9 protein-coding genes are annotated in these 12,776 nt (G+C 71.5%); 5 read left to right on the plus strand and 4 right to left on the minus strand.

Annotated features, from left to right (window positions below):
* The first annotated feature begins 66 nt into the window (after positions 1-66).
* Positions 67-1,233 carry an acyl-CoA dehydrogenase family protein gene (locus Q7C18_RS08760; RefSeq protein WP_311025050.1) on the plus strand — a complete coding sequence of 389 codons (1,167 nt, stop codon included), beginning with the start codon at positions 67-69 and terminating at the stop codon, positions 1,231-1,233.
* A 27-nt stretch (positions 1,234-1,260) separates the two neighbouring features.
* Here the strand turns inward: Q7C18_RS08760 and Q7C18_RS08765 are convergent, their stop codons facing one another.
* Positions 1,261-2,310 carry a hypothetical protein gene (locus Q7C18_RS08765; protein WP_311025051.1) on the minus strand — a complete coding sequence of 350 codons (1,050 nt, stop codon included), beginning with the start codon at positions 2,308-2,310 and terminating at the stop codon, positions 1,261-1,263.
* A 300-nt stretch (positions 2,311-2,610) separates the two neighbouring features.
* Between Q7C18_RS08765 and Q7C18_RS08770 the strand changes: the two genes are divergently transcribed.
* Positions 2,611-3,654, plus strand: coding sequence for an NAD(P)-dependent alcohol dehydrogenase (locus tag Q7C18_RS08770; protein WP_311025052.1), 1,044 nt, complete (start codon positions 2,611-2,613; stop codon positions 3,652-3,654).
* Positions 3,655-3,779: 125 nt separating this feature from the next.
* On the opposite strand, the gene Q7C18_RS08775 is transcribed toward Q7C18_RS08770, so the two are convergent.
* Both Q7C18_RS08775 and Q7C18_RS08780 read right to left on the minus strand, forming a co-directional pair.
* The gene (locus tag Q7C18_RS08775) at positions 3,780-5,549 is read right to left on the minus strand and encodes an ABC-ATPase domain-containing protein (protein ID WP_311025053.1); all 1,770 of its coding nucleotides are present in this window, start codon (positions 5,547-5,549) and stop codon (positions 3,780-3,782) included.
* Between the two features lie 37 nt (positions 5,550-5,586).
* Positions 5,587-6,255: a GntR family transcriptional regulator gene (locus Q7C18_RS08780; RefSeq protein WP_070159632.1), complete on the minus strand. Its 669-nt coding sequence runs from the start codon at positions 6,253-6,255 to the stop codon at positions 5,587-5,589.
* 129 nt (positions 6,256-6,384) lie between these two features.
* Between Q7C18_RS08780 and Q7C18_RS08785 the strand changes: the two genes are divergently transcribed.
* From Q7C18_RS08785 to madM, 3 genes are all read left to right on the plus strand, one after another.
* Positions 6,385-9,261 (plus strand): AMP-binding protein, encoded by a 2,877-nt coding sequence (locus Q7C18_RS08785; RefSeq protein WP_311025054.1) that lies wholly within the window; start codon positions 6,385-6,387, stop codon positions 9,259-9,261.
* Positions 9,262-9,435: 174 nt separating this feature from the next.
* Positions 9,436-9,837 carry a malonate transporter subunit MadL gene (madL, locus tag Q7C18_RS08790; protein WP_083277439.1) on the plus strand — a complete coding sequence of 134 codons (402 nt, stop codon included), beginning with the start codon at positions 9,436-9,438 and terminating at the stop codon, positions 9,835-9,837.
* Between the two features lies 1 nt (position 9,838).
* Positions 9,839-10,600: a malonate transporter subunit MadM gene (gene madM / locus Q7C18_RS08795; protein WP_070159611.1), complete on the plus strand. Its 762-nt coding sequence runs from the start codon at positions 9,839-9,841 to the stop codon at positions 10,598-10,600.
* Here the strand turns inward: madM and Q7C18_RS08800 are convergent.
* On the minus strand, positions 10,531-12,738 hold the full coding sequence (locus Q7C18_RS08800) for an MMPL family transporter (protein WP_311025055.1): 2,208 nt from the start codon (positions 12,736-12,738) through the stop codon (positions 10,531-10,533). The genes madM and Q7C18_RS08800 overlap by 70 nt on opposite strands.
* Positions 12,739-12,776 lie beyond the last annotated feature (38 nt).

Below are 12,776 nucleotides of genomic sequence, written 5' to 3' on the forward strand. Positions count from 1 at the left end.
ATCAGCAGGCGAGCCCAGCGATCATGCCCAGATCTGCCGATGACCTCCTGATCTGAAAGGACCCCCATGTTCCCCGGCTTCTACGAGGAGATCCACGAGGAGTTCCGCGAGGTGGTGCGTGAGTTCGTCACCCGCGAGGTGGCCCCGCACTACCGGCGCTGGGACGCTGAGCACATGATGGACCGAGCCGTCTGGGAGGCCGCCGCGGAGAACGGGCTGCTCGGCCTCGCCGTGGGGGAGGACCACGGCGGCATGGGACTAGATGACTACCGCTTCCGCATGGTCGTCGATGAGGAGCTCGCCCGGGTCGACGCCCTCGGCCTGGCCCTGGCGCTGCACCTCCACGACGACTGGGTGCTGCCGGCCCTGCTGCGCTTCGGCTCGCCGGAGCAGCAGGAGAGGTGGCTCCCGCAGTTCATGGACTCCAGCTTCATCGCCTCCGTGGCGTTCACCGAGCCCGGCGCCGGGTCCGACCTGCGCGGTGTGCGCACCAAGGCCGTCCGCGACGGCGAGGACTGGGTGCTCGACGGCCAGAAGACCTTCATCGGCAACGGCATCTCCGGCGACGGCGCCCTCGTGCTGGCCCGCACCGACGGCTCGGACGTCAAGCAGCGCGGAGGGGCGGGCTCCTTCAGCCTGTTCCTGGTGGAGAAGGCGGACAACCCCGGCTACCAGGTGGGCACCCAGCTGGACAAGATGGGGCTCAAGGCCTCCGACACTGCCGAGCTGTTCTTCTCCGGGGTCCGGGTCTCCGCGGCGAACCTCATCGGTGAGGAGGGGCATGGCCTGCAGATCGCCAAGGCGATCCTGCCGCAGGGGCGGCTGGCGGTGGCCACCTCCGCCGCCGTCGTCGCCGCGGAGGTGCTGCGCCAGACCGTGGCCTACGTCCAGGAGCGCCAGGCCTTCGACCGCCCGGTGGCCGAGTATCAGAACACCCGGTTCCGCCTGGCGGAGCTGCAGGTCTCCCTGGAGGCCACCCAACGCTACGTGGCCGCCGCCGTGGAGCGGTTCAACGCCGGTGAGCTCGACGTCGTCGAGGCCTCCAAGGCCAAGATGTGGGCGACCGAGCGGGCCAAGGAGAGCATCGACGCCTGCCTGCAGCTGCACGGCGGCTACGGCTACATCCTCGAGTACCCGGTGGCGCAGGCCTACCTGGCGGTGCGTCTGATGACCATCTTCGGCGGCAGCTCCGAGATCCTGCGGGAGACCGTGGCCGGGGACCTGCTGGCCTGAGCCCTCGGTCGGCGGTCTCCCGCCGTCTCAGGCTCGGGTGACCTCGGTCGGCGCCTCGAAGCGCAGGACCGCCGCGACGCCGTCCGGCAGCTCGGCTCGTGTCACCGCGGCCTCGGCGTCCACGCGTGCCGCTGCGGCGATCAGCTCGTCCTCCTCCGGTGCGGACCGGTCCGCCTGGAGCAGCAGGGTGTCCACGCCGCCCATCTCGGCGGCCAGGCGGACGGCGGCGGCGCCCTCCGCCACGCGGTTCTCCGCGCGGGCCTGTTCGAAGCGTGAGGTCTGATCCTGGGATCGGCCCGCGGCGAGCCGCCGGGTGATCAGGAGCAGGTCCTCGGCCAGCGCCTCCTCGGCGGCCTCGTCGCCGATCCCTCCGCGTTCGGCGACGTGGGTGATGCTCTTCAGGGAAGCGGGGAGCTCTTCGGCCAGGGCGGTGCGCCCCTGGACCTCTCCGGCCAGCACGACGGCGTCGGGGCGCCATCGTGCCGCCAGGCTCTCCAGCCGCTCGGCCACGCTGCGGGCGTTCTGCGTGACGACTTCGTCGGCCCGACGCTGGATCTGCCGGTGGGACAGAGCGCCCTCGCGCGGCTTGTGGACCGAGCCGTCACCGGCACCCTCGACCTGCTGTTCGGCATCAGGCTCGGTGCTCAGGCCCTCGGCCACAGTCACGCGGCGCAGCGTCGCGCCTTCCTGGTCGGCCACGGCCACCAGCAGCACGGCCGATCCGGCGCGCTCCCGGACATAGTCACCCACGGCGGGAGCGTCGCCGACATGGGCCGCATCGCCCTGCCCCCGGGTCGCGTCCCAGGGCTCGTCGAGCAGGACGGTGTCGGCGTCGGCGACCAGCGCCCTCCCCTCGGTGTGGATCTGGGTGGGATCCGTCTCGCCGCCGACCAGCGCGGCGTCCAGGGCTTCCAGCGCCTCGGCGGGAGCCCCGGCCTCCTCCAGGCGGCTCCGCAGGGCGTCCCAGCGCAGCCGCAGCTGGTGCTCGGCGTCCTCGGAGGGGGAGCTGCCCTGCAGGCAGACGGTGCTGAAGGGCGGGGTGTGGTCGATCAGTTGGGCGATCGGGGTGAGCTGCATCGTGAGTTCCTCCTCGTCCTCTCCATGAACCATGTCGAACCATGTTGAACCAGGCCGAATCATGCCGGTCTGAGTCGATCGCGCGACCTCAGCCTCGGCGGTGTCCCCTCCGCGCCTCACCGGTTCATACGTCCCGCCCTTCGAGGCTACCCATGCCCGGCGGGGCTGCGTCCAGGCCGACGTGCCCGCCCCGACTCTTAAGTCTTACAGTGATGCATAAATGGTCGTAGGATGAGGGGACCTGCCTGTGTGCCTCGCCCCGGGGTGCCGCCCTGAGTCCCTCGACGAACGGAATCCGTCATGACCGCCACCCCCGCCCGGCCCGCCGCCGGCATCTCCGGCTCGAATCCCGCCGCCGTCCTGCATGCCGTCCACGATGTGCGCATCGAGGACCGCTCCGTGCCCCAGCCGGCGCCTCACGAAGTCCTCGTGGAGATCGGCGCGGTCGGGATCTGCGGCTCCGACGTCCACTACTACGAGCACGGCCGCATCGGGGACTTCGTGCTCACCAGTCCCATGGTCATCGGTCACGAGTCGGCTGGGCGTGTGGTCGGTGTGGGTGAGGACGTCGACCCCGGGAGAGTGGGTGAGCTCGTCGCCCTGGAGCCCGGCATCCCCTGCAAGGCCTGTGAGCAGTGTCGCCAGGGGCGATACAACCTGTGCCCTGACGTGCAGTTCTTCGCCACTCCGCCGGTGGACGGCTCCATCGCCCGCTTCGTCACCCTGGACGCCGCCTTCGCCCACCCCGCCCCGGAGAACCTCGACGCCGAGCAGGCCGCCATGGCCGAGCCGGTCTCAGTGGGGGTCTGGGCCTGCCGCAAGGCCGGGGTCAGCGTCGGCGACCGTGTGCTCATCACCGGGGCGGGCCCCGTGGGACTCTTCGCCGCCCAGGCCGCACGGGCCTTCGGGGCGCGCAGCGTCACGCTCACCGACCTCAACCCGCACCGCCTCGCCGTCGCCGACGACCTCGGCTTCCAGACCGTGCCCGGCGGCGCAGGCATCGAGGCTGAGCATGACGTGCTCTTCGAATGCTCCGGCGCCGCTCCGGCCTTCGCCGCCGGGGTGCGCGCTCTCGCCCGCGCCGGTCGTGCGGTGGTCGTCGGCATGGGCGCTGAGACCCTGCCGCTGGAGGTCTTCGCCCTGCAGGGTCGTGAACTCACCATCAGCGGAGTGTTCCGCTACGCCAACTGCTATCCGGCCGCCCTGGAGCTGATCTCCCGGGAGGCGGTGGATGTGCGGCCGGTGATCACCCACCGTTTCGGGCTCGAGCAGACCGAGGAGGCGCTGACCCTGGCCGGCCGCGACCCCCAGGCGCTCAAGGCCGTCGTGCTGCCCAGGGGTTGAGGGCTGCCCGGGGGCTGCGGGCTGCCCGAGGGGTCAGAATCCCGCGCATCCGCGCCGGGGTTGCGCGTGTCAGCGCCGGGAGATGTACGGGATTGTGACCCCTGGATGAGGTGCCTGCCTGGGGTTCAGCGCAGCCGCAGGCCCCGGTGGCGGTTCAGGGCGGCGTGCAGCTCATGCCTCCGCGGCCGCGCCATCGCCCCCGGATGGCCCTGGTGCGGGGACAGGGCGTCCAGGCCCTGGGCGTCCATCCGGCGCAGCAGCTCCTCGACGATCTCGGCCACGGTGCGTCGCCCGTCGGCCAGCTCGGCGGCCCGATCCAGCGCGTGGGCCAGGGCCGCGGTCTGCAGCGGGTCGACCAGCTGGGAGACCGCCGAGAGGTCGACGTCCTCGCCGCCCTGCTGGATCACCGCCCGGCCGCGCGCTCGGGCGGGCTTGGGCCGTCCATCGCGGCCCCGGCTGCGCCCGCCCTGGCCACTCTCGCCCGTGCCGCCCCGCGGGGACCCGGGCTCCGGCACGCGTGGCGACGCCGCCGTGAACAGCGCTCCTGCAGAATCCGTGGCCTCGGCGCCGGGCGGGACCGTCGACTCGGCCAGCGCCTTCGCCTCCTCGGTGACGTCAGAAGGCACATAGGAGTCCAAGGCGATCACGTGGTCCGCGACGTCGAAGAAGGCCCCGGACCCGCCGGCCACCAGGATCGTGGACACGCCGCGCACCGCATGCAGGGGGCGGATGCGCTCCACGAACGGGGTGATCGGCTCCCGGTCGGCCGGGATGAGCTGGCGCATGCGCTCGTCCCGGATCATGAAGTTCGTCGCCGAGGTGTCCTCGTCGATCAGCAGCACGTCGGCCTGCGCCTGGACGGCCTCCACCAGGGAGGCGGCCTGGGAGGTGGAGCCGGAGGCGTTGGTGGTGGAGAAGCGGCGGGTGTCGGTGCCGGAGGGCAGGTCCCCGATGAACGGGGAGATGTCCACACCGGTCACCGCGCGGCCGTCCTCGGCACGGATGGCGACGGCGTCGGGTCGGGTGATCACCCATTCGCGGCCGTCGCCGCCCACATGCGGGTGCACGCCGCGTTCGATCGCCCGCAGCAGGGTGGACTTCCCGTGATAGCCGCCGCCGATGATCACTGTGATCCCCTCCGGGATCCCCATGCCCGTGACCTGGACTCCGCTGGGCAGGTCGACGCTCACGCGCAGGGAGTCCGGAGAGCGGAACGGCGTGGCGGCCGAGGAGTCCAGAGGCAGGTCCGAGTCTCCGGCCCGGCGGGGCAGCAGGGCGCCGTCGCCCACGAAGGCCACCAGCCCGGCCCCGGCGAGCTGGTCGCGCAGGTGCTGCTGGTCCCGGTGCAGGGTCACGTGGCGTCGCAGCGCGGCGGCGTCGAGCGCGGCATGACGCAGCGTGGAGGCGGCGATCTGCGGCAGCGCCTCGGTGAGCAGCCGGGCGGCCGCGCGGCCGCGGATGCGTCGCCCGGCCGCCGGCAGCGCCACATGCAGCCGTGCCTCCACGTGCTGGGCGCCGATCACCACGCTGGTGCGTTCCAGCACCTGCTGGCCGGGTCGACCGATGCTGATCGACCCGTCCCCAGGCCGACCGGGGGAGAGGCGGCGGGCCGCCTCCGCCACCCGCCGGGTCAGGAAGTCGGTGACGGCGGTGCGTCCCCGCGCATCGGCGGTCAGGTCCTCCGGGAGGTCCGCCGCGTCGCGGTCCAGCTGCACGCGCATCAGGGACGGCGGGGCATACGGGTCCACCTGGACGTGGTCCACGAGCAGCCGGAGGCCGGTGGTCTCGGCGTCGCCGGGAGGGAGCTCGTGGGTTCCGCGCAGCTGTTTGTAGCCGGCGTAGCCGCGGCCGTCGAGGGTGGTCAGCGTGTGTTCCAGGGCGCTGCGGTCGGGCAAGGGGCCTCCTTTCGCGGGTGGGTGTTCCCTGGGTGGGTCATTCCGGCGAGGCGCTGAGGTGGCGCCACGTGCGGACCAGCTGGCTGAACTCGGTGACCTGGACCAGCACATGGGAGCGAGCCGCATCCTCGGCGACCTCGGCCTGACCGGCGCGGACGGCGTCGGCGATGGCCCGGTGCTCGGCCAGGGACCGGCGCATCCGGTCCGGGACCCGCAGCTGCAGGCGCCGGTAGGGCTGCAGGGCGCGCTTGAGCGCGTGGGCCTGCTGGCGCAGGTACTCGTTGCCGCAGGAATCGTAGAGGATGCCGTGGAATCGGGCGTTGGCGTAGTAGTAGCCGTCGGCGTCGCCGGCGATGGCGTGGTCCTCGCAGTCGCAGACGGCCCGTTCGAGCTCCTCCAACGCGTCGGCCTCGATGCGCCGGGCGGAGAGGCGGGCGGCCATGCCCTCCAGCTCCGCCATGACTTCGAAGCGCTCGGCCAGCTCGGAGATGCTCAGCTCGGTCACATAGGTGCCCTGCTTGGGGCGGATCTGCACCAATCCGGAGCGTTCCAGAGCCTGCAGCGCCTCCCGCACCGGGGTCCGGGAACAGCCGAACTCCTGCTCCAGCTGCGCCGGGTCCAGGCGTTCGCCGGGGCGGTGCCGTCCGTCGACGATCGCGTTCTCCAGGGCGTCCCGCACGCGCTGGGACTCTGGGATCCGAGCCATGGCCACCTCCGGGGTTCAGGGTATCCGACCGGCCAGCCTGTGGCGCAGGTCACGTTCATGCTCTATAGTCCCTGTTATATACATCACGGCGTGTGATGTACAACGTCGACTCGTCGAGGGAGGATCGCCATGGGACGTCAGGACGGATGGCTGCTCGCGGACCTGTTCCGCGCCCTGCGTCGCCGGGGCGGGGAGGGCGCGGCGACGCAGGAGCCGGAGGCCGCCCCGCTGGACCAGCTCCTGGCCGCCTGCGAGGTCCTGATGAGCGACGTCGGGGAGGCCTCGCTGCGGGCGGTGGCCGCCCGGGCGCTGCAGGCCTACGCTCAGCTGGATGACGCTGGCCGCCTGGCCTTCTTCACCCACATGTTGCAGGACCACGGGGCTGATGACGACGCCGTCCGCGCCGCCTACCAGGCCTGGGAGCAGGCCGACGGGCAGCGGCGGGATGCCGCACTGACCCGTCTGTTCGACGTCGTCGAGCCGGCCCGTCAGCAGCTGCTGCGGCGCATGAACCACGCTCCGGATGCGACCGCCGCGCTGGTGGCCATGCGGGCGGACCTGCGCAGGCTGTTGCCGGAGCATCCTGAGCTGCGGCCGGTGGACCACGACTTCCGGCACCTGCTGGTCTCCTGGTTCAATCGAGGCTTCCTGCGCATGGAGGAGATCACGTGGGATTCTCCCAAGGAGCTCCACCAGCACCTGCTGCGGTTCGAGAAGGTCCACCCCATGGAGGGCCGTGCGGACCTGCGTCGGCGGCTGCAGCCGAAGGATCGCCGGTGCTTCGCGTTCTTCCACCCCGCCACCGGAGAGGTGCCGCTGATCTTCGTGGAGGTGGCGCTCGTGGAGGGCGTCCCGCGCCACATGGGGCCGCTGCTGGAGCCCGGTCCCGCGCTGAACCCCGCCCAGGCCGACACCGCCGCCCTGTACTCCATCAACAACTCCCTCGAGGGGCTGGCCGGCATCTCCTTCGGCAGCTTCCTGATCAAGCAGGTCATCGACGAGGTCAGCCGCCAGCTGCCCCATCTGCGGCGCTTCGTCACGCTGTCTCCCATCCCGGGCTTCCGCGGCTGGCTGGAGTCCCAGGACGATCCGGAGCTGCTCCACCTGGCCATCGAGCTGGCTGCACATGATCCCCGTGCTGCGGACCCTGACGCTGAGAGTGCCGGCGCGCCCGCCCTGCGTGAGCGGCTGCTGCCCGTCCTGGCCCGTTACATCACCGCCGAGCGGCGCGGGGATGGTCGGCCGCTGGACCCGGTGGCCCGGTTCCACCTGGGCAACGGGGCCGCCGCCTGGCAGCTGCACTGGCCGGCCCACAGCTCGCCGGCGGCGCGCGCCCAGTCCTACGGGGCGATGATCACCTACCGCTATGAGCCCGAGCAGCTCGAGCGACGCCACGAGGACTTCGTGCGGCGGCGCGAGGTCGCCGTCGACGGCCCGCTGGCCGAGCTCATTCCTGACCGACCCGACACTCCGAGAGGATCCGCCCCCATGGCCGACGACTTCACCCCGATCCACCGTTCCTTCGAGGCTCAAGCGGCCCGCCAGCCCGAGAAGGTGCTCTTCCACCTGCCCGACGGCGGCACCCTGACGTATGCGGAGACCGAGCACACGGTGCGGCGGATCGCCGCCCGGCTGCTGGCCGACGGCGTCCAGCCCGGGGACCGGGTCGCCGCGCAGGTGCAGAAGTCGCCGGAGGCGCTGGCGCTCTACCTGGCCACCCTGCGGGTCGGCGGAGTCTTCCTGCCGCTGAACACCGCCTACACCGGCACGGAGATGGACTACTTCATCGGCGACGCCGAGCCGCGCGTGCTCGTCTGCTCCCCGGAGCGGGAGCAGGAGCACGCCGCCCGGGGCGGGGATCAGCTCATCGTGGAGACGCTCGGCACCGCAGGCGACGGCACGCTGCTGACCTCCGAGACCACCGTGGAGGAGTCCTATGCCGCCGCCGCGGACACCCCGGCGTCGATCCTCTACACCTCCGGCACCACCGGACGGTCCAAGGGGGCGGTGCTGACCCATGGGAACCTGGCCTCCAACTGCCGGGCCCTGCTGGAGGCCTGGCAGTACACGGACCAGGACCGGCTCATCCACGCGCTGCCGATCTTCCACATCCACGGGCTCTTCGTCGCCGCCAACATGACCCTGGTGGCAGGAGCCTCCTTCCACTGGCTGCCGTCCTTCGACGCCGAGGCCATCCTGGACCTGATGCCCACCTCCACCGTGCTGATGGGGGTGCCCACCTTCTACACCCGCCTGCTCGCCTCCGAGCGGCTGACCCCGGAGACCTGCGCCTCCATGCGACTCTTCGTCTCCGGCTCCGCCCCGCTGCTGGCCAGCGACCACGAGGCCTTCGAGGCCGCCACCGGGCACGCCATCCTCGAGCGCTACGGCATGACCGAGACCGGCATGAACACCACCAACCCCTACGACGGCGCCCGCAAGCCCGGCACCGTGGGGAAGCCCTTCCCCGGGGTGCAGATCCGGGTGACCGACCGGGAGAGCGGCGCCGAGCTGCCCGACGGCGAGGTCGGCCTGGTGGAGGTCAAGGGCCCCAACGTGTTCGCCGGCTACTGGCGCATGCCGGAGAAGACGGCCGCCGAATTCCGCTCCGACGGATTCTTCATCACCGGGGACCTCGGCCGGATCGACGAGGACGGCTACCTGTGCATCGTCGGCCGTGACAAGGACCTGGTCATCTCCGGGGGCTACAACGTCTATCCCAAGGAGATCGAGGAGCGCATCGACGCCCTGGACGGCGTGGCCGAGTCCGCCGTGATCGGCGTGCCGCACCCGGACTTCGGGGAGACCGTGGTGGCCGTCGTCGTGCCGCAGGCCGGCGCCGCCCTGGAGCCGGAGCAGATCCTGGCCGGGATCCGCGAGGACCTCGCCCGGTTCAAACAGCCCCGAGCCGTGAAGATCGTCGAGGCGCTGCCGCGCAACGTGATGGGCAAGGTCCAGAAGGCCGAGCTGCGGAAGCAGTACGCGGACCTCTTCGCCCCCGCCTGATCGGGACGACAGGGGCCGCCCGGGTGCAGAAGCAGCACCGGACAGAAGCAGCACCGGACAGAAGCAGCACCGGACAGAAGCAGCACCGGACAGAAGCAGCACCGGACAGAAGCAGCACCGGACAGAAGCAGCACCGGACAGAAGCAGCACTGAACCGCAGGACAGGAGAACATCATGGTGCTCTACGGAGTGGCCGCACTCGCGCTGTGCATGCTGGTCGGCATGCTCGTCGGCGAGGTGCTCGGCGTCGTCGTCGGCGTCGAGGCGAACGTCGGCGGAGTCGGCTTCGCGATGATCATGCTCGTGCTGGTGACCGACAAGCTCCGGCGGATGGGGAAGTTCCCGCCCGCCTCGGAGCAGGGGGTGATGTTCTGGTCCGCCATGTACATCCCCATCGTCATCGCGATGGCCTCCACGCAGAACGTGGTCGAGGCCCTGGCGGGCGGCCCCATGGCCATCCTCGCCGGTCTCGGCGCGCTCGCGGCCGGGGCGGCCCTGGTGCCGGTGCTCGCGCGGGTAGGGGAGAAGGCGGAGCCGCTGCCCCCGCTCACCGAGGCCGAGAAGCAGGAGGTCTGAGGTGGATCTGCTCGTCTCCGTCTTCGAACGCAACGACCTCCTGGTGGCCTTCGTGGTCATCGGCGGGCTCATGATGGTCTCCGGCTGGCTGTCCAAGACCCTGACCCGCGGCCGCCTGCAGGGCAGTGCGATCGCCATCATGCTGGGGCTGGTGCTGGCCTACTGGGGCGGCTCCGTCACCGGCGGGGAGGCCGGGATGGCCGACATCGCCATCTTCAGCGGGCTCGGGCTGATGGGTGGGGCGATGCTGCGCGACTTCGCCATCGTCTCCACCGCCTACGGGGTGGACCTTCAGGAGATCAAGCGCGCCGGGCTGGCCGGGGCGCTCTCCATCATCCTGGGCGTGCTCGTCTCGTTCGCGGTCGGGGCCGCCGTCGCCGCGGCCTTCGGCTACACCGATCCGGAGTCCATGGCCACCATCGGCTCCGGGGCGGCCACCTACATCGTCGGCCCGGTGACCGGCACCGCCGTGGGGGCCAGCTCGGACGTCATCGCGCTCTCCGTGGCCGCCGGGCTGGTCAAGGCCGTGGTGGTCATGGTCGGCACTCCGCTGATCGCCCCGTTCATCGGGCTCAACAACCCCAAGTCCGCGATGGCCTACGGCGGCCTGATGGGCACCACCTCTGGGGTGGCCGGGGGACTGGCCGCCACCGACAAGCGGCTGGTGCCCTACGGAGCGATGACCGCCACTTTCTACACCGGCATGGGGTGCCTGCTCGGGCCCTCGGTGCTGTACGTGGCGCTGCGGGCGATCGCCGGCTGAGCCAGCCGGGAGGGCCACCACATCCGCCGGCCCAGCTCCAGGCCGAGCGCCGGCACCAGCAGAGTCCGCACGACGAACGTGTCGATGAGTACGCCGAGCGCGACCAGGAAGGCCAGCTGCACCATGAACATCAGCGGCAGCACGGCCAGGGCGGCGAAGGTCGCCGCGAGCACCAACCCGGCCGAGGTGATCACCCCGCCGGTGACGACCAGGGCATGCAGCAGACCCTCCCGAGGGTCGCCGCGCAGGGTCTCCTCCCGGGCCCGGGTCATCAGGAAGATGGTGTAGTCCACGCCGAGGGCCACCAGGAACATGAAGCCGAACAGCGGGACCGTGGGGTCCGCGCCGGGGAAGCCGAGGACGTGGTTGAACACCAGCGCGGAGACCCCCAGCGCGGTCAGATAGGACAGGACGGTGGCGACCACCAGGATCACCGGCGCCACCACGGAGCGCAGCAGCACCATGAGGATGATCAGGATCGCGACCAGCACGATCGGGATGATCACCATCAGGTCCCGCTGAGCCGTGGTGGTGGTGTCCAGCTGAGTGGCGGTGGTGCCGCCCACCAAAGCCTCCCCCTCCAGGGCGTCCAGCTGGTCGCGCAGTGCGACGACGGCGGACTCGGCCTCCGAGGAGTCGGCGGCTGAGTCCAGGGTCGCAGAGATCTCCACCTGCCCGTCCACCTGGCGGGCCTGCGTGAGATCCCCGGCGGGAGCGCCGTCGGCGTCCACCAGGTGCGCCTCGGCCACTCCCTCGACGCCGGCGACCAGCTCGAGGGCCTGATCGGCCTCCACAGCCGGGACGAAGATCTCCGTGGGGGCACCGGTGCCCGCGTCGAAGTGCTTCTCCAGCATGGTCTGGCCGGCCTTGGTGTCCGTCTCGCCCAGCACCACCTCGGACTGGTCGATGCCGTCGGCGCGCAGCTGGGTCACGCCGGCCGCGCCCACCAGGAGCACCAGGGTGACGACCACCCAGATCGGACGGGGGTGGGCTCCGACCCACGAGGCCGTCCGGGCCCACAGGCCGCGGGAGGGGGTCCGGTCGGCGTCGTCGGTGCTGTGCCTGGTGGGGGAGTCGGTGGCGTGCGGGACGCGCGGCCAGAAGACGCGCCGGCCGGTCAGCGCCAGCAGTGCGGGCAGGAAGCTCAGCGTGGCGAGCATGGCGAAGACGATGCCCGCCGCGGCCACCGGGCCGAGCGCACGGTTGGAGTTCAGATCCGAGACGAGCAGGCACATCAGCGCGACGGCCACCGTGCCTCCGGAGGCCAGAATCGGTGGAGTGGAGCGCTTCAGCGCGGTCCACAGGGCGGCGTGCCGGTCAGCCGCCCGCAGCAGCTCCTCCCGGTAGCGGGCCACCAGCAGCAGCGAGTAGTCCGTGGCCGCACCGATCACCAGGATCGACAGGATCCCCTGCACCTGGCCGTTGAGCTGGATCCACTCCAGCCGAGCCATCAGGTAGACCACGGTGATCGCCGCGCACAGCGCGCCCACCGAGGAGAGCAGCACCAGCAGCGGGAGGAACGGCGAGCGGTAGACCACGATCAGGATCAGGAACACCGCGACCACCGCCACCAGCAGGAGCATCCCATCGATGCCGGCGAAGGCCTCGGAGAGATCGGTGGACAGCGCCGCCGGCCCCGTGACATGGGCTGACCACGCCGCCTCGTCCAGCTCCCCGGCGACGGTGGCGCGCAGCGCGTCCACCGCGCCGTCGTCGACAGCGCCCTCGGCCAGCAGTACGATCAGCTGCACCGCGCCGGAGTCCTCCGCAGGCACCGGCCCGATGACGTCGGTCACCCCCTCCATCCCTTCGAGGGTGGACGCCAGCTCAGCGGCCTCGCCCATCGCGGTCTCGTCCAGCGAACCGGAGGTGCCGCCGTCGTGCTCTGCGATGACCGTGGCCGGCACAGCATCGGAGTCGGCGAACTGCTCCCGGAGCTCACCGGCTCGGGTGGACTCGGCATCGGCCGGGAGGAAGGTGGCCTGGTCATCGGTGGTGACCTCGGAGATCGCCCCGAACGTGGGGCCGCCGGCGCCGGTCCACGCCAGCCAGGCCAGGACGAGGACCACCGGCAGGAGCAGCCGTCGACCCCAGCGGGAACGGTGGGAGAGGCGAGAGGGATCGGCGGCGTGCAGCATCGAAGGCCCTGTTCTGTGTGGGGAAGGTCGGGATGGAG

The sequence above is a fragment of the Nesterenkonia sp. CL21 genome (assembly GCF_031705515.1).
Taxonomy (GTDB): Bacteria; Actinomycetota; Actinomycetes; order Actinomycetales; family Micrococcaceae; genus Nesterenkonia; species Nesterenkonia aethiopica.